At 66.2% G+C, this 15,801-nt stretch carries 15 protein-coding genes and 1 tRNA gene; 6 read left to right on the top strand and 10 right to left on the bottom strand.

Translation table 11 applies throughout. From position 1 onward, the window contains the following. Window positions 1–46 precede the first annotated feature (46 nt). Window positions 47–1,324: a threonine ammonia-lyase gene (locus tag ACQHGV_RS09835; protein ID WP_221211491.1), complete on the bottom strand. Its 1,278-nt coding sequence runs from the start codon at window positions 1,322–1,324 to the stop codon at window positions 47–49. Window positions 1,325–1,711: 387 nt separating this feature from the next. Here ACQHGV_RS09835 and ACQHGV_RS09830 point away from each other — a divergent pair, with 387 nt between their 5' ends. The 4 genes from ACQHGV_RS09830 (at window position 1,712) to ACQHGV_RS09815 (ending at window position 5,830) form a co-directional block, all read left to right on the top strand. Further along, window positions 1,712–3,634 carry a potassium transporter Kup gene (locus tag ACQHGV_RS09830; RefSeq protein ID WP_440978054.1) on the top strand — a complete coding sequence of 641 codons (1,923 nt, stop codon included), beginning with the start codon at window positions 1,712–1,714 and terminating at the stop codon, window positions 3,632–3,634. Between the two features lie 17 nt (window positions 3,635–3,651). Next, entirely contained in the window at window positions 3,652–4,155 is a 504-nt protein-coding gene (locus tag ACQHGV_RS09825; RefSeq protein ID WP_440978053.1) for a 2'-5' RNA ligase family protein, read from the top strand. A 56-nt stretch (window positions 4,156–4,211) separates the two neighbouring features. Continuing rightward, window positions 4,212–4,288, top strand: a tRNA-Met gene (locus ACQHGV_RS09820). 390 nt (window positions 4,289–4,678) lie between these two features. Then, on the top strand, window positions 4,679–5,830 hold the full coding sequence (locus ACQHGV_RS09815) for a GGDEF domain-containing protein (RefSeq protein WP_440978052.1): 1,152 nt from the start codon (window positions 4,679–4,681) through the stop codon (window positions 5,828–5,830). Between the two features lie 27 nt (window positions 5,831–5,857). On the opposite strand, the gene fdhD is transcribed toward ACQHGV_RS09815, so the two are convergent. Genes fdhD through ACQHGV_RS09800 form a run of 3 tightly spaced genes read right to left on the bottom strand, consistent with a single transcriptional unit; the run spans window position 5,858 to window position 9,463 of the window. Continuing rightward, window positions 5,858–6,664, bottom strand: a complete 807-nt coding sequence (gene fdhD, locus ACQHGV_RS09810; RefSeq protein ID WP_440978051.1) for a formate dehydrogenase accessory sulfurtransferase FdhD — start codon at window positions 6,662–6,664, stop codon at window positions 5,858–5,860. A 7-nt stretch (window positions 6,665–6,671) separates the two neighbouring features. Then, window positions 6,672–7,178 (bottom strand): molybdenum cofactor guanylyltransferase, encoded by a 507-nt coding sequence (mobA, locus tag ACQHGV_RS09805; protein WP_440978050.1) that lies wholly within the window; start codon window positions 7,176–7,178, stop codon window positions 6,672–6,674. Further along, window positions 7,175–9,463 carry an FdhF/YdeP family oxidoreductase gene (locus ACQHGV_RS09800; protein WP_440978049.1) on the bottom strand — a complete coding sequence of 763 codons (2,289 nt, stop codon included), beginning with the start codon at window positions 9,461–9,463 and terminating at the stop codon, window positions 7,175–7,177. Before ACQHGV_RS09800 ends, mobA begins: the two co-directional genes overlap by 4 nt. Window positions 9,464–9,585: 122 nt before the next feature. Between ACQHGV_RS09800 and trxB the strand changes: the two genes are divergently transcribed. Further along, entirely contained in the window at window positions 9,586–10,554 is a 969-nt protein-coding gene (trxB, locus tag ACQHGV_RS09795; protein WP_440978048.1) for a thioredoxin-disulfide reductase, read from the top strand. Window positions 10,555–10,778: 224 nt separating this feature from the next. Then, window positions 10,779–11,156 carry a hypothetical protein gene (locus ACQHGV_RS09790; RefSeq protein ID WP_440978047.1) on the top strand — a complete coding sequence of 126 codons (378 nt, stop codon included), beginning with the start codon at window positions 10,779–10,781 and terminating at the stop codon, window positions 11,154–11,156. A 183-nt stretch (window positions 11,157–11,339) separates the two neighbouring features. Here the strand turns inward: ACQHGV_RS09790 and ACQHGV_RS09785 are convergent, their stop codons facing one another. The 6 genes from ACQHGV_RS09785 to ACQHGV_RS09760 form a co-directional block, all read right to left on the bottom strand. After that, window positions 11,340–12,206, bottom strand: a complete 867-nt coding sequence (locus tag ACQHGV_RS09785) for a manganese catalase family protein (protein ID WP_440978046.1) — start codon at window positions 12,204–12,206, stop codon at window positions 11,340–11,342. Window positions 12,207–12,234: 28 nt separating this feature from the next. Further along, entirely contained in the window at window positions 12,235–12,756 is a 522-nt protein-coding gene (locus ACQHGV_RS09780; RefSeq protein ID WP_440978045.1) for a ferritin-like domain-containing protein, read from the bottom strand. A gap of 23 nt (window positions 12,757–12,779) precedes the next feature. Continuing rightward, a complete protein-coding gene (locus ACQHGV_RS09775) occupies window positions 12,780–13,637 on the bottom strand; it encodes an SDR family oxidoreductase (RefSeq protein ID WP_440978044.1) in 858 nt (285 codons plus the stop codon). A 76-nt stretch (window positions 13,638–13,713) separates the two neighbouring features. Further along, window positions 13,714–14,538, bottom strand: coding sequence for a hydrolase 1, exosortase A system-associated (locus ACQHGV_RS09770; protein ID WP_440978043.1), 825 nt, complete (start codon window positions 14,536–14,538; stop codon window positions 13,714–13,716). After that, complete coding sequence (locus tag ACQHGV_RS09765; RefSeq protein WP_440978042.1) at window positions 14,526–15,221, bottom strand: hypothetical protein; 696 nt, start codon at window positions 15,219–15,221, stop codon at window positions 14,526–14,528. Before ACQHGV_RS09765 ends, ACQHGV_RS09770 begins: the two co-directional genes overlap by 13 nt. Next, window positions 15,218–15,490, bottom strand: a complete 273-nt coding sequence (locus ACQHGV_RS09760; RefSeq protein ID WP_183952055.1) for an acyl carrier protein — start codon at window positions 15,488–15,490, stop codon at window positions 15,218–15,220. Before ACQHGV_RS09760 ends, ACQHGV_RS09765 begins: the two co-directional genes overlap by 4 nt. Window positions 15,491–15,801 lie beyond the last annotated feature (311 nt).

Below are 15,801 nucleotides of genomic sequence, written 5' to 3'. Positions count from 1 at the left end.
AGAGCCGTGGTCGGGGGCGGGCATGGGACGCCGCCCCCGCCGGTCCTCAGGCCAGTTCCACCTGCGTGGTCTCGTAACCGGCGGCGCGCAGCGCCTCGATCAGGCGGTGCAGGTGCAGCGCGTCGCGTGTCTCGCACTCGATGTCGGTGATCAGGCCCTTGGCGGGCAGGGTGGTGAAGACGCGCTGGTGATAGACCTCGATGATGTTCACCCGCTCGCGATCGAAGATGCGCGCGACGTTGAACAGCGCCCCCGGCTGGTCCTGCAAGCGGATGCGCAGGCGGGCGAGCCGGCCCGAACGCGCCAGATCGCGCAGCAGGACATTGGCAAGCAGCCGCGTGTCGATATTGCCGCCGCACAGCACGATGCCGACCGTCTTGCCGCGAAAGCGTTCGGGATGCGACATCAGCGCGGCGAGACCCGCCGCGCCCGCGCCCTCGACCACGGTCTTCTCGATCTGGAGCAGCGCGCTGACCGATTCTTCCAGATGGCGTTCGTCGACCAGCACGATCTCGCGCACCAGCTGCGCCACCAACTGCGACGTGAGGCCGCCCGGCACCTTGACCGCGATACCCTCGGCCAGCGTATCGCCGGCGCAGGGCAGGTCGGTGCCGTTCAGCTTGTTGTACATCGACGGGAACAGCTCGGCCTGGACGCCGACCACCTCGACCGGCGGGGTGGCGGCCGCCGCGACCGTGGCCATGCCCGAGATCAGGCCGCCGCCGCCGATCGGCACGATCAGCGTGTCGATGTCGGGCGCATCCTCCAGCATCTCGAGCGCCACCGTCCCCTGACCGGCGATGACGCGCGCATCGTCGAAGGGATGGACGAAGGTATAGCCGCGCTCCGCCTCCAGCTCGCGGGCATGGGCATAGGCCGCGTCGAAGGTATCGCCTTCCAACACCACGGTGGCGCCGTGGCCCTCGGTCTGGACGACCTTCACGATCGGCGTGGTGCGTGGCATCACGATGGTCGCGGGCACGCCCAGCCGGTTGGCGTGATAGGCCAGCCCCTGCGCATGATTGCCGGCCGAGGCGGCGATCACGCCCTTGGCGCGCGCCTCGTCGGACAGTTGCAGCAGCGTGTTGAGCGCGCCGCGTTCCTTGTAGGCGGCGGTGAACTGAAGATTTTCGAACTTGAGGTAGACGGTGGCGCCGGTCAGTTGCGACAGGGTGCGGCTGATCATCGTCGGCGTGCGGACGATCCGGTCCGAAATCCGGGCATGCGCGGCGCGGACATCGTCGATCGTGACGATGGGCGCGGCCTGCACGGGTGCGGCGGACGGGGTTACCGGAGCGGCCTCTTGGGCGGAACGACTGACCATCACGCAGCCCTAGCCGATCGGGGGGCGGAGGTGAACCGTTTCGGAAAGAGTATAATGCTAGAGCCGTGCATCTTCTCCCCTCCCGCAGGCGGGAGGGGCCGGGGGAGGGCAGGGAGTCTCACCGAGACCATCGCCCGTGGCTTTCCCTCCCCCATCCCCTCCCGCCTGCGGGAGGGGCGTGCTTGCGGCGGGCGCTTGGTGCCTCCAGCCGCCGACCGACTGTTGCAACATCGCATCGCCCCGGCCACCAAATCTCCTTGCCGCGAAACAAGCGCAATGCGTCCGCGTTGCTGGCCTTTCAGGGCCATGCTAGGGGGCGGCGATGATCGAAGGGTTGCCACGGACAGTGCCGATGTTCCCGCCAATCGTCAGCCCGGCCACGTCGCGATGAGCGTCGCACCCACCGGAATCGCGACGACCGCCTCCGAGGACCAGCATCAGCAACATCATCAGAACGGTATCGCCCGGCTCGCGCTGGGGGCGATCGGGGTCGTGTTCGGCGATATCGGCACCAGTCCGATCTACGCCTTTCGCGAAACCTTCGCCAATCCGCACCATCCCCTGCCGCTCGACACCGCGCATATCCTGGGCGTCGTCAGCCTGATCTTCTGGTCGATGATGATCGTGGTGTCGGTCAAATATGTCGCGATCATCATGCGCGCCGACAATAAGGGCGAGGGGGGCAGCCTGGCCCTGCTGGCGCTGGTGTCGGGGCAGACCAAGACGCGGCGCTGGTCGCGCGGCATCATCCTGCTGGGCGTGTTCGCCACCGCGCTCTTCTACGGCGACAGCATGATCACGCCCGCCGTCACCGTGCTCAGCGCGGTGGAGGGGCTGGCCGTCGCGGCGCCCGCCTTTGGCAGTTTCGTGCTGCCGATCGCGATCACGATCCTGATCATCCTGTTCAAGATCCAGCGATCGGGCACCGAGCGCGTCGGGTTGCTGTTCGGTCCGATCATGCTCCTGTATTTCGGGACCATCGCGGTCTTGGGCGTCATCAGCTTCGTCGAGACGCCGGGCATCCTGCGCGCGCTGTCGCCGCATTATGCGGTCCAGTTCTTCTTCATCGATCCGGTACGCGGCTTCCTGGCGCTCGGCTCGGTGGTGCTGGCGGTGACAGGGGCGGAGGCGCTCTACGCCGATATGGGGCATTTCGGGCGGCGGCCGATCGGGTTGTCCTGGCTGTGCTTCGTGCTGCCAGCGTTGATGCTCAACTATATGGGGCAGGGGGCGCTGCTGTTCCGCGAAGGGGCCGCCGCGCTCGAAAGCCCCTTCTATATGCTGGCGCCCGAGGGGTTGCAGCTGCCGCTCGTCATCCTGGCGACGGCGGCGGCGGTCATCGCCAGCCAGGCGGTCATCACCGGTGCCTTCTCGGTCACGCAACAGGCGATCCAGCTGGGCTTCATGCCGCGCCTGCGGATCGAGCATACCTCGGCGGCGACCGCCGGACAAATCTACATCCCGCTCATCAACTGGATGCTGATGGTGATGGTGATCCTGCTGGTGCTGTTCTTCCGCTCCTCGTCCAACCTGACCTCGGCATACGGGATCGCGGTGACGGGGGCGATGCTGATCGACACCTGTCTGCTCGGCGTGGCGCTGACCCGTTTGTGGAAGTGGCCGACCTTCGCCGCCGTGCCGCTGCTGGGGCTCTTCTTCCTGGTCGACGGGGCCTATTTCCTCGCCAATCTGACCAAGGTGCCGGCCGGCGGCTGGTTCCCGCTGCTGGTCGGGTTCATCATCTTCACCTTCCTCACCACCTGGTCGACGGGGCGCAAGCTGATGATCCAGCGGCTGCGCGAGGGAACGATGCCGATCCACATCTTCATCGAATCGGCCTCCAATACCGCCAGCCGCGTGTCGGGCACGGCGATCTTCATGACCTCCTCGCCCGATGGCGTGCCGCATGCGCTGCTCCACAACCTCAAGCACAACAAGGTGCTGCACGAGCGGATCATCCTGCTGACCGTCAAGATCATGAGCCAGCCCTATTGGCCCGATGCGGAGCGCGCCAAGCTCGACGATCTGGGCCATGGCTTCCACCGCCTGATCCTGCGCTTCGGCTTCATGGAGGAGGCGGACGTCCCGGCGGCGCTCAAGCGGGTCGAGATGGACGGCGGCGCGTTCAAGATGATGGACACCAGCTTCTTCCTGTCGCGCCAGACGCTGCTCGCGGCCGAGCGGCCCGGCATGTCGCTATGGCGGGAAAAGCTGTTCTCCTGGATGCTGCGCAACGCCGAAAGCGCGATGGAGTTCTTCCGCCTGCCGACCAACCGTGTGGTCGAGTTGGGCAGTCAGGTGGAAATCTGACCGCGCCAATCGCCCCCATGCCGGCCCCGATCATCGTCACCGCCCTGTTCGGCCGCGCCGATCAGGGTTGGTTCGATGGCCTGCGTCGCCAGCATTTTCCGCCCGAGCGCAATGTGCTCGACGCGCATTGCACGCTGTTCCATCACCTGCCGCCCAGCGTAGAGGCGGAGTTGAAGCACCGGCTGAACGGCATGACGCGCGGCGTGCGTGCGCCGGAGACAAAGGCGGCCGGGCTGATGTCGCTGGGCCGGGGCGTGGCCATCCGGATCGAATCGCCGGGGCTCGTCGCGATCCGACGCGAACTGGTCGACGCCTTTGCCGGCATGCTCACCCCGCAGGACGCGGGCGGCTGGCGGCCGCATGTCACCATCCAGAACAAGGTGACCCCCGCCACCGCCAAGCTGCTGCTCCAGCAGATGGAGCGGGATTTTCGGGCGCGTCCGGTCGAACTGATCGGCCTGGGCGCCTGGTGGTATCGCGGCGGACCCTGGGAAATGATTTCTCGTCATTTGTTCGCTTGACGCCCGAAAAACCCCTGTCTATAGGCGCGCCTCCACCGGGTGGAACGCCACGGCATGGCGAAGTAGCTCAGCTGGTTAGAGCAGCGGAATCATAATCCGCGTGTCGGGGGTTCAAGTCCCTCCTTCGCTACCACCCGGTGTATTTTCTCTGAAATCGATAGAGACGGCTCGATACGGATAAGATGTCCCGCGCGTCCGTTCATGATGTCGATGTACCTTGGCCTCATCAGAACGGCTGCTTCCCAATCATCGCTTGCAAGGCTTGCCTCTGATGATCACGGCATCCTGAATTGATAGCATGTCGCCGACGAATGAGTAGTTGTGCGATCGCGGCCCAAAGCAGCGAACTTCATGCCATATGATCGGAACAAATAGTATAAAATACGATTTTGGTCGTCGAAATGGCCATCAGGACTTTAACGCTTCGTTTGCGATCCCATCGTAGGCTATCCTTCGAAGGGCCATTGGAGGCAAGGTTCGACTTGTGAGCGTTGCTGTCTATGCCCTTGCCCTCGATGCCTGCATGGCGATGCTGTTCATCATTGCCTATGCTGCGGTGTCGGTGTCGCAGGTTCGGGAACGGGCGCCCCGATGGTTTCTGCTCGGCTACGCCCTGTGTTTCGTGACGACGATTTGTCAGTTGGTGAACCAGCTGAACGTTCCTTCCAGCCTCGTCGCGCTGACCGGCTATGGCGCGTTTTTGGGAACCGTCATCGCGATCTGGGGCGGGATCAAGGTCATGGCCGGCCGCGCGTCGCCTCATCGGCACGCGCTGGTGATATGGGGCCTGGGCATGGTGTTGCGTCTTGGCCTGCTGGCCGGGACGCCGCGAAGCCTGGTTTACGAACTGCTCTTTCAACTGCCCTTCGCGTTCATGGCGGGGCGGTCGGCGATCGCGGTGCGGCATCTCGATCGGCGGGGGCCGATCGCTTCGCTCCTCCTGGGAATTTTTGCCCTCATCTGCGTGCATTTCGCTGCCAAGCCATTTCTCGTCGTGTCGCTCGTCGCGCGCGTGCAGGATGCCGTTCACACCTATATACTCGTGTCCTCCATCTCGACCGGGGTGCTGCTGGTCGCGGCGGGGCTGTTCCTGCTGCTGCTGGTGATCGAGAAGGCGCTTGAGGAGACGATCGTCGATGCGCAGACCGACACCCTGACCCGGCTCGCCAATCGTCTTGCATTGTCGCGGGTGGGCCCACGGCTATTGGCGCAGGCCGCCACCACCGGTCGGCCGCTCTTTGCGATGGTCCTCGATCTCGATCACTTCAAACGGATCAACGACACATGGGGCCATGCCACGGGCGACCGGGTGCTGATGGCATTTGCCGATGTGCTGCGGCGGCTGGTGCCGGCGGACACGCTTGCGGTCCGCATGGGGGGCGAGGAGTTCGCCTTGCTCCTGCCGCTCGAGGTAGGGGACGACACGAAAGCGCAGGACACTGTGTCGCATCTGGCTGAGGCGATCCGTCAGGCCTTGCAGAGCGTCGCCGACCATGGCCTGCCGGCCGTTACGGTCAGCAGCGGCATCGCGCGTTACGTGCCGGGGGAGACGCTGGATGCGCTGCTGGGGCGAGCGGATACACTGGCTTATCGGGCAAAACAGGATGGGCGTGATCGTTCCTGCAGCGACCGTGACGATGCGCTCCACCGACAACCGTTGACGCGCGCGGCCTGACGCCGCCTTTCGCGACGAGGGAACGCGTCAGGCAAAACGTCCATGCGGGTCATGCGCGACCAGCATTGCGTCGGGGCGTGCGAGTGCGATCAGGGTCAGACCATGCGCGCGGGCGTGGTCGATCGCCAGACTCGTCGGCGCGGAGATGCCCACCAGCAGTCCGACCCCGGCCACCAGCGCCTTGTCGACCATCTCATAGCTGATCCGCGAGGTGACGAGGATGAAGTCCACCGCCATGTCCGGCCGGCGCGCCAGCATGCCGACCAGCTTGTCGAGTGCATTGTGCCGGCCGACATCCTCGGCGCTGGCCACGATGTCGCCGCTCGGGGCACAGGCGACGGCGGCATGGACCGCCCCGGTTTCAGCATTGAGCGGCTGATGCGCGCGCAGGTCCCGCAGCACCGCGAACAGGGTTTCGGCCGTGGCGCGGGGCGCCGGGGGGCGGGCGGCGACAGGGCGGTCGATCTGCTCCAGGCCCGACAGGCCGCATAGTCCGCAGCTGGTGTCGCTGGTCCGGTGGCGTACCCGGTCGCGGATACGACCGCGCACCCGCTGAGCCAAGACGATGCGGACGATCCATCCCGCCTCGGCCGCGAAGGGTTCGATGTCGATGATGTCGTCCGCCCGGTCGATCAGCCGTTCGGTCAGCAGGAAGCCGGTGGCGAAATCCTCCAGCCGTTCGGGCGTCATCATCATGACGGCATAGCCGAACCCGTCCACCTCGATCGCGACCGGACATTCGACCGCGACCATGCGCTCGATCTCGCTCCGCCCACCATCCGGCGTCAGGCGGCCGAGCGTCAGCAGCCGCGCCGGCGCGTGCGAGACGCTCACGACAGGCTCACAGGGCGGCAAGATCGGCGGGGGTGTTCACATTGGCGATCGGATGCGGAGAGGCGATGGGAATGGCCCCGATCGCGCGCGCCCAGCCGCGCATCGACCGGTCATGGCCGAGCGACAGATGCGCCATCAGATGCGCGCCCAGTGCGGCGGGCCACAGGCCCAGCACGGGCGCATCCGCGCAATAGCTGGGTTCGCGTCGCATCAGCGCCTCGATCAATCCGTCGGGCAGCCGGGGCATGTCGCACCCGATGGTCAGCACGCAGCGGAAACCATGCGCGGCGGCATAGTCCAGCGCGCCGGCGATCCCGCCCAACGGGCCCAGACCGGGTTCGGGCTGATCGGGGATACCGTCCGCGCCGCCGACCTGGATCACCTCCGCGCAATAGGGGCGGATCGCGGCGCGCGCATGCGATGCCAGGCTGTCCCCGGCCAGCATCGCAAAGGCCTTGTTCGACCCGAACCGGGAGGATCGCCCCCCGGTCAATACGGCACCCAATATGCTCATGCCGGAACGCGCACCTTCACCGGCACCGACTTGCCCGCCGGCACATGGCTTTCCAGCGCATGATGCTCCAGCGGGATCAGGTAATTGAGCTCGGGATAATAGCCGCCGATGCAGCCTTCGGGGATGTTGTATTCGACGACGCGCAAGTCCTCGACCACGCGCTCCTCGCCATCGCCCGCATCGCTTTCCAGCGCGATCGTCTGGCCGTCGGTGAGGCCCAGCCTGGCGATGTCGGCCTTGTTCATCATCGCCACCATCCGCGTGCCGCTGATCCCCCGGAAGCGATCGTCATAGCCATAGATGGTCGTGTTGAACTGGTCGTTCGAGCGCAGCGTGATCAGGCGCATCCGCCCTTCGGCCGGTTCGATGCCCGAGGCATCCATGGCGCGCGGCACGTTGAACTCGGCCTTGCCGCTCTCTGTCTCCCATTGGCGGTGCGCGGCGGGGTTGCCCTTCCAGAAGCCGCCCGGCTCGAACAGCCGTTCGTTGAAGTTGGCGAACTTATCCGGATAGACATTCTCGATCGCGGTGCGGACCAGGCCGTAATCGCCGACCCATTCGTCCCACGGCACATTGGGGTTCGGCTCCAGCACCGCCTTGGCGATGCCGGCAACGATCGCGGGTTCTGACAGCAGGGTGTCGGCGGCGGGCGTCGCCTTGCCGACCGAGCCATAGATATGGCTGAACGAATCCTCCATCGACACCGCCTGACGGCCGCCCGCCTGCATGTCCGTTTCCAACCGGCCGAGGCAGGGGAGGATATAGCTCTCTTCGCCGGGCACCAGATGGCTCTTGTTGAGCTTGGTCGCGATATGGACGGTGATGGGCAGTTTCGCCCAGGCGGCCTTCATCTTGGCATGTTCGGGCGTGGCGCGCAGGAAGTTGCCGCCGAGCTGGACGAAGCCCTGTGCCGTCCCGGCGATGATTTGGCGGCACGCCTCGACCGTGTCCCAGCCGTCCTCGGTCGGCGGCTCGAACTCGAACAATTCCTTCAGCCGCTCGACGGGGGCGAGTTCGGTCTTTTCGGTGATGCCGACGGTGCGCTGGCCCTGCACGTTGCTGTGCCCGCGTACCGGCCCCGGCCCCGCGCCCTCGCGCCCGATATTGCCGCGCAGCAACAGCAGGTTGACGATCATGTGCAGCGCATCGATGCCATAGCGGTGCTGGGTGATGCCCATGCCGTACACCGCGATGACGCGTTCGGACTTCATATAGACGCGTGCCGCCTGCTCGATCGCGTCGCGGGTCAGCCCCGAATCGCGAATGATCTCGCTCCATGCGGCATTGCGGCAGTAATTGGCGAAATCCTCGAACCGCGTCGTGTGCTGCTCGATGAAATGATGGTCGAGGATGCGGCCAGTGCCCTTGGCCACCGCACGATCATCCTCCTCGATCACCAGCTTGCAGATGCCGGTCAGCGCGGCGATGTCGCCGCCCGCCTTGACCTGATGATATTGGCTGGAGATGTCGGTCGAACTGCCGGTCAGCATCTGCACCGGATTCTGCGGCGAGGCGAACCGCTCCCAGCCGCGCTCGCGCAGCGGGTTGAAGGTCACGATCTCCACCCCGCGCTTGGCGCACGCCTGGAGGTTGTGGAGCATGCGCGGCGCGTTGGTCGCGACATTCTGCCCGAAGGAGAAGATCGCGTCGCACTTGTCGTAATCCTCCATCTGGATCGTCGCGACGGGCGATCCGATGGCGGACTTCAGGCCGACCGAGGTCGTCTCGTGGCACATGTTCGAGCTGTCGGGCAGGTTCTGCTGCCCCCAGAGCCGCGCGAACAGCGAATACATGAACGAGGTTTCGAGGGACGCGCGACCCGAGGCGTAGAGCACCACCTTGGTCGGGTCGCAGCTCTTCAGCTTGGCGCCGATCGCGGCGAACGCCTCGTCCCAGCTGACCGCGACATAGCGGTCGGTCGCGCGGTCATAGCGCATTGGATGGGTCAGGCGACCCGCCTGTTCCAGGTCATGGTCGGGCCATGCCTCCAGTTCGGTGACGCTATGCTTGGCGAAGAAGTCCGGCGTGACGCGGAGGCTGCTGAGTTCCCAGGCGGTCGCCTTGGCGCCGTTTTCGCAGAATTCGGCAATATGTGGCTTGGCCGGTTTGCCCCAGGCGCAGCTGACGCACATGACGCCGCCGGGCTTGTTCTGGCGCCGCAGCGTGTCGAGCGTATCCGGCCCCAGTCCCTCCTTGGGAAGGACCTTGGCCATGCCCTTCATCGAACCCCAGCCGCCGGCCGGTGCCGTATAATCGGTGATCTTCACATCGTCTTCGTCACGCATCGGGCAAACCTCCACCTTGAACGGCTAACGAAGCAGGCGCGGATTGGCCGCATGAGAAGCGGTTCATTTTTGTCGCCGCTGCGACTATCTAGAGGCCAAACAGCGTTTCACAGGACGACGACATGACCACCCATTCCACCCGTATGCTCATCCTCGGTTCCGGCCCGGCGGGGCTGTCGGCCGCCATCTATGGCGCGCGCGCGGGGATGCAGCCGATCGTGGTGCAGGGGATTCAGCCCGGCGGTCAGCTGACCACGACGACGGATGTCGAGAATTATCCCGGCTTCGCCGACGTCATCCAGGGCCCCTGGCTGATGGAGCAGATGCAGAAACAGGCCGAGCATGTCGGCGCGCGGATGATGTGGGACACGATTACCCAGGTCGACCTGACCAGCCGTCCGTTCCGCCTGATCGGTGACGGCGGTGATGTGTATGAGGGCGAGGTGCTGGTCATCGCGACGGGTGCGCAGGCCAAGTGGCTGGGCCTGGACAGCGAGGACGCGATGAAGGGCAAGGGCGTGTCGGCCTGCGCGACCTGCGACGGCTTCTTCTATCGCGGCAAGAAGGTCGCGGTGATCGGCGGCGGCAACACCGCGGTCGAGGAAGCGCTGTACCTGACCAACCATTCGGACGACGTGACGCTGATCCACCGCCGTGACAGCTTGCGTGCCGAGCGCATCCTGCAGGAGCGGCTGTTCGCGCACCCCAACGTCAAGGTGCTGTGGAACAAGGAAGTGCGCGAGTTCGTCGACGGCGGCGGCAATGCGGGCCTGGTCGCGCTCGATCTGGTCGATACGGTGACCGGCGAGCATAGCCGCCTGGATGTCGAGGGCGGCTTCGTCGCGATCGGCCATCACCCGGCGACCGAGCTGTTCCGGGGCCATCTGGAGCTGGACTCGGACGGCTATATCGCGGTCGAGACGGGATCGACCCGGACCAGCGTGCCCGGCGTCTTCGCGTGCGGCGACGTGGCGGACAAGGTCTATCGCCAGGCGGTGACGGCGGCGGGCACCGGCTGCATGGCCGCACTCGACGCCGAGCGGTTCCTGGCGGCGGCCGAGTTCGAGGACATGGCCAAGGCGGCGGAATGATCCGTTCGTTTTTTAAAGCCCCTCTCCTTCAGGGGAGGGGTTGGGGTGGGGCCTATCCACCGGCGTTGCGCTTGCCGAACCGCCCCACCCCCGGCCCCTCCCCTGAAGAGGAGGGGAGAGGTTTGCGGCAAAGGATGTTGCTTAACACCCTGATTTAGATCGATTTGTGGACCGGCCGGCGGGCCATGGCGTTGATCGGTGATCCATCACATCGGAGGATCATCATGAACGCCAAATCCGCCAGCTGGGGCCTCGGCCTGTTTTCGCTCGCGCTCGGGGCGGCCGAGTTGTTCGCCGCGCGCCATATCGCCGATCGCCTGTCGGTCCCCGGCGGTGCGACGACCGTCAAGGCCTATGGCATGCGCGAGGTTGTCGCCGGGGTCGGCCTGGTCCAGGCACCGGCGCATTCGGCGCGGGTGTGGAACCGGGTGGTGGGGGACATGCTCGATCTAGGCACGCTGGCGGTCGCGGCGCGCCGGTCGTCGCAGCGCAAGGCGGTGTGGGGCGCGATCGGCTTCGTCGCGGTGGCGACGGCGCTGGACCTGATCGTCGCGCGGTCGTTGGACCAGTCGACCGGCAAGACCCTTCCACTGGGGGCCTGATAAGACGATGCCCCGAGCCTGACGGTTCGGGGCACCAAATCCTCCCCTGCAAGGGGAGGGGGACCAGCGAAGCTGGTGGAGGGGTGTCACGCGTGGCGAGGGAGTACCTCATAACCGCCCGTGACACCCCTCCGTCAGGCCTTCGGCCTGCCACCTCCCCTTACAGGGGAGGAATGTTCCTCGTTACACCACCGGCTTTTCCCCGATCTGCTCGGCCTGCGCGCCGCTGTCCGGGCGTGCCGGGCCGAGGATCGGTTCCTCGCCCATCGGCTCGTTGCGGAACACGGTGAACGCGCCCTTGCCGTCGACGCTCGGCCCTTGTGTCCAGCGCCCTTCGGGATAGGTGCCGTCGACCGAGGTGACGAAGAAGTCGTAATTATGCTCGGGATGCTCATTGGCCTGCGGGAAGGAGTTGGGGATGGGGAGCGAACCCTCGGCGCCCAGTTCCTCGATCACCGCGAGCCATTGCTCCTGATGCATGGTGTCGCGTGCGATCATGAAGTGGAGCATGTCCTTCATGCCCTGATCATGCGCGGCGTTGTAGAGCCGCGTCGCCAGCACCCGGCCGGTGCTCTCGGCGGCGACGTTGCAATACATGTCGGCGGCGACGTTCCCGCTGGCATAGATATGGCTCATGTTGAACGGCACGCCGTCCGAGTCCACGGGCTGTGCGGCAAGGCCGGTCGACAGGATGTGCTTGTGCAGCGTCCCCTCGATCGCGTGGCGGGCATTGCCGCCACCTATCACCGCGCCGACGATACCGTCCGCCGCACCCTCTTCCTGAAGCGAGGCGGGGGCCTTGTCGAGATTGAGCGCGACGGCGGTCGCCAGCATCTCGATATGCCCGATCTCCTCGGTGGCGGTGTGGAGCAGCATGTCGCGGTACTTCGGCGTCGGTGCGCGATTGCCCCAGGCCTGGAAGAAATATTGCATGCAGACGCGGATCTCGCCCTCCACGCCGCCGATCGCCTGTTGCAGCATGCGCGCGAATAGGGGGTCGGGATTCTCGCAGCGGACGGGATATTGCAGGCGTTTGTCGTGATAATACATGATCGGTCTCGCTGGCTGGCTGTCGGGATCAGTGGCTGGCGGTTTCGCCCGCGGCGCGGCGTTCGAGATAGCGGCGGGTCAGCGCGGCATTATTCTCGTCGACCCAGGCCGCCATCGCGAGCTCTTCGTCCAGCGAGCGGGTGAGGAGCGGTGTCGCGCTACTGAGGTTGCCGGCATCGGCGATGGTGATCAGCGATTTGTAGCTGGCCGCCTCGAAATTCTCGAAGGCGAAGTTGGCGAAGCTGTTTTTGAGTATCTCATCGGGCGCGAAGACATGGCCCAGCGCCGCCATATTGCCCGAGAAGGTCAGCGCGGCGTCCTTCAGCATCGATCGGCTTTCGTTGAAGCCATCGAGGATTTCCTCCAGCCGCTCGATCTGTTGCTCGGTCTCGCCGCGATGCAGCCGCAGGCGGTCGGCGACGTCGGGGTAGTTGGCCAGGTGGTCGAGTTGCCGGTCGATCAGCGCCAGCGCCTGATGCTCGACGGCATGGGCATTCTTCAGGCCGGTGACGAACACCGACAGGATGACATCTTGGGGCAGGGAAGCCATGGGCATCACTCCTGTAGTTTGGATCAAAGGAAGGGGGTGCCGCCCGTAACCGGAATGGTCGCACCGGTAATGTAGCTGGCCTCGTCGCTGGCCAGCATCACATAGGGCGGGGCGAGCTCGGCGGGCTGTGCGGCGCGACCCATCGGCGTCTGCTGGCCGAAGGTCTTGACCGCTTCGGGCGGCATCGTCGACGGAATCAGCGGGGTCCAGACCGGCCCCGGCGCAACCGCGTTCACGCGGATGTTCCGCTCGGCGAGCATCTGCGCCAAGCCGGCGGTGAAATTGTGGATCGCGCCCTTGGTCGTCGCATAGGCGAGCAGCTGTTCGCTCGGCTTGTCGGCGTTGATCGAAGTCGTGTTGATGATCGACGCGCCTTCGCCCATGTGCGGCAGCGCGGCTTTCACCAGATAGAACATCGCATGGATGTTGGTGGCGAAGGTGATGTCCCATTCCTCGTCGGGAATGTCCTCGACCGCCTGGAAGGTCGCCTGATGCGCGGCGTTGTTGACCAATATGTCGACCCGGCCGAAGGTCTGCACCGCGCGCTCGACGATGGTGCGGCAATGCGTCGGGTCGCTGACATCGCCGGGGATCAGCAACGCCTTGCGGCCGGCCTGTTCGACCAGCCGCTGGGTCTCGGCGGCATCCTCGTCCTCGGACAGATAGGATATGACGACATCGGCACCCTCGCGGGCGAAGGCGATGGCGACCGCGCGACCGATGCCGCTATCGGCGCCGGTGATGATCGCCTTCTTGTCGGTCAGCTTGCCATGGCCGACATAGCTGTGCTCGCCATGATCGGGGCGCGGGTCCATCGCCTCGGTCTGACCGGGCATGTCCTGCTGCTGTTCGGGTTGTGGTGGGGTGGGGCGTTCGTTCATGGACCGTCTCTCCTCGCGGCCTCAATGGGCAGGGCGAGGCAGGCGTTCCGGCAAAAAAGCGTTATCTTAAAACGTATTAATCGGTATTTTTGAGTTCCGATACGTCGTCGTGCGACAGGCTCGCTTCGTCCGATGCGGCGCATGCCAGGCCGTTCAGGATGGTACGTTCCAAGGCATCCATCGCATCGGCATAGCTGTGCGAGTCCGTCGCGATCGTCTCCATCGCGAAGTCATGCCCGCGCGCGGCGGCGCGAAAGGCCACCCCGGTGGCATCGCCGCGTGCGACGATGACCGTGGCATCCTCGCCCCAGGCATGGATCGCCTCGAGCAACGGCGCGGCGGCGTCCCCCAGCGGAGCGGGCGGGGCGGCGATCTTGCCGAGGCCCTGGCGCAGCTTGCCCAGGTCGACCGCGCCGCGCGCCAGCCGCCACCATTCGCCCGGACTGGCGAGCTTGCGCGCATAATGACGGCGGATCGCGGCGGCGGGGGGCAAGGCGTCGGGTTCGTCCGACAGCCAGGGATTGGACAGCAGCATCGCGCTCAGTTGCGCCTCCGCGCCGAACATCGCGACGGCGGTGGCCGCATCGCAATTGCCGAAGCCGATGACGCGGCGGAGATGGGCGCTATGGGCGAAGGCGTCGACCGCCGCCGCGATGTCGGGGCCGCTCGATTCCCAGCCGCCATTCACACCCTCGCTATCGCCGACGCCGCGCCGGTCGAAACGGAACACGGGATAGCCGCGCGCCGCGATCCGCGCCGCCAGAATGGCCTGCCCGCGATGCGCGCCCATGCGCGGCTCGTTGCCGCCAGAGACGATCAGCAGGCCGGTATCGGACGGCGCCTCGTCCAGCGTGCCGATCAGCGTCGCGCCCTCGCACGGAAAGGAGATCAGCCTTCGCATGTGGCGATCCATTGCGCGATGTCCTCGGCCAGGGTGGCGGCGAGTTCGGGGTCTTCCTGCGGTTCGGCGCGGCGCCAGGGGGGCACGGCATCGATCGTCCGGTCGGCGGGCGCACGGTCATGGCCCAGCCGGACGACGCGATAGGGTATGGCTTCGGGGGCGAGCGGCGTGGCCCCGGCCAGCTCGGCCAAGAAGTGCGGCGACACCCGGTTGCCGGCGACACGCACCGGCGACTCCGCGCCGAACACGCCATGTTCGTCACCGCGCAAGCCCGCCGCGGCGCGCAGGCGGATGACGTCGCGCAGCACCGCCTCGCCCGTCATCGGCGCAAGGTGCCAGCGCCCCGCCAGATCGGCCAGGCCATCGACCAGCGTCCCGCCGCGCATCGACACGCCGTAGCAGCGCCGGGCGGCGAGCATCTCGGCGACCGATCGGTGCGCCAGACGCCACTGCGCGAAGCTGGCCTTTTCGGTTTCGACCAGGCTTTCGCCCGTGCCCGGCCAGTCGGGCAGCACGCCGCCGATACCGTGTCGGGCGAGCGCGCGCAGCATGGCGACCGCCACCACGCGCGTCCGGTTCGCCTCCTCCCAGAAGGGCAGCGCGACCAGCACGACCGGTCCCTGCGCGGGCCCGAGGCATAGCATCGCCTCGCGCCCGCCGGGGCCGTCGTAGAAATCGATCAACCTTGCGCCTTGGCGTTGGCGAAGGCGACCAGCTGGCCGAAGGTCTCCAGCATCTCGCCATCGACCTCGTCATCCTCGATCAGGATGCCCAGGCGGTCCTCCAGCTCGGTCAGGACCCCTGCGACCGCCATCGAGTCCAGTTCGGGCAGCGCGCCGAACAGCGGCGTCTCGGCGTCGAACCCCGCCACACGCTCCTGCGACAGCCCCAGCACATCGGCGAGCACGCCGCGCACCGTTGCTTCCACCTCACTGCCCGCCTGGAGTTCCAAACCCTGTCGCCTTGCTGTTCGTGTCGTTGCGACTGCGTTAGAGCGGCGGACCGCGTTGGGCAACCGGGGGGCGGGGACGGGACACGCTACGTTAGCATGTCCAGCAAAAGGCCTGGGAAGGATTTAGGGCCTCGGGGCATTTCGACAGGTTCCGGAGTCCCAAGCCCTCCCCCAGCCCCTCCCGCTTGCGGGAGGGGAGTAGAAGGGGACGCGTTTCAGCTCAGCAAAGCCCCCTCCCGCAGGCGGGAGGGGGTTGGGGGAGGGGACGCGCTATGTTGCTGTGCCCAGGATAAGGTTGGGCAGGATTTGGG

This window comes from Sphingomonas pseudosanguinis (assembly GCF_052056765.1).
Taxonomy (GTDB): Bacteria; Pseudomonadota; Alphaproteobacteria; order Sphingomonadales; family Sphingomonadaceae; genus Sphingomonas; species Sphingomonas pseudosanguinis.
Note: the sequence above shows the minus strand (reverse complement) of the source record. Positions and strands in the feature narration are given on the sequence as shown.

Coding starts and splice junctions, on each gene's coding strand:
- ACQHGV_RS09785 (WP_440978046.1), bottom strand. CDS start 12,206: ATGTATTATCACGACAAACGCCTGCAATATCCCGTCCGCTGCGAGAAT.
- mobA (WP_440978050.1), bottom strand. CDS start 7,178: ATGAGCATATTGGGTGCCGTATTGACCGGGGGGCGATCCTCCCGGTTC.
- ACQHGV_RS09800 (WP_440978049.1), bottom strand. CDS start 9,463: ATGCGTGACGAAGACGATGTGAAGATCACCGATTATACGGCACCGGCC.
- ACQHGV_RS09780 (WP_440978045.1), bottom strand. CDS start 12,756: ATGGCTTCCCTGCCCCAAGATGTCATCCTGTCGGTGTTCGTCACCGGC.
- ACQHGV_RS09770 (WP_440978043.1), bottom strand. CDS start 14,538: ATGCGAAGGCTGATCTCCTTTCCGTGCGAGGGCGCGACGCTGATCGGC.
- ACQHGV_RS09825 (WP_440978053.1), top strand. CDS start 3,652: ATGCCGGCCCCGATCATCGTCACCGCCCTGTTCGGCCGCGCCGATCAG.
- ACQHGV_RS09775 (WP_440978044.1), bottom strand. CDS start 13,637: ATGAACGAACGCCCCACCCCACCACAACCCGAACAGCAGCAGGACATG.
- ACQHGV_RS09835 (WP_221211491.1), bottom strand. CDS start 1,324: ATGGTCAGTCGTTCCGCCCAAGAGGCCGCTCCGGTAACCCCGTCCGCC.
- trxB (WP_440978048.1), top strand. CDS start 9,586: ATGACCACCCATTCCACCCGTATGCTCATCCTCGGTTCCGGCCCGGCG.
- ACQHGV_RS09815 (WP_440978052.1), top strand. CDS start 4,679: ATGGCGATGCTGTTCATCATTGCCTATGCTGCGGTGTCGGTGTCGCAG.
- ACQHGV_RS09790 (WP_440978047.1), top strand. CDS start 10,779: ATGAACGCCAAATCCGCCAGCTGGGGCCTCGGCCTGTTTTCGCTCGCG.
- ACQHGV_RS09830 (WP_440978054.1), top strand. CDS start 1,712: ATGAGCGTCGCACCCACCGGAATCGCGACGACCGCCTCCGAGGACCAG.